Below are 202 nucleotides of genomic sequence, written 5' to 3' on the forward strand. Positions count from 1 at the left end.
AGAAGCAAATGAAATGGGAGTAATATGTGGTGTAACAACAAATCCATCATTAATAGCAAAAGAAGGAAGAGACTTCAGTGAAGTAATAAAAGAAATTACAGAAATAGTTGATGGACCAATAAGTAGAGAAGTTGTAAGTGAAGATGCTGAAGGAATGATAAAAGAAGGAAGAGAAATTGCAGCAATTCATAAGAATATGATA

Annotated in this window: 1 protein-coding gene; it reads left to right on the plus strand. The window is 31.7% G+C overall.

The features are described 5' to 3' along the window. Positions 1 to 202, plus strand: a 202-nt coding sequence (locus ACJDTP_RS28100; RefSeq protein WP_406763097.1) for a transaldolase family protein, incomplete at both ends; no start/stop codon positions are given.

It is taken from the genome of Candidatus Clostridium helianthi, assembly GCF_045310795.1.
GTDB classification, from domain to species: domain Bacteria; phylum Bacillota; class Clostridia; order Clostridiales; family Clostridiaceae; genus Clostridium; species Clostridium helianthi.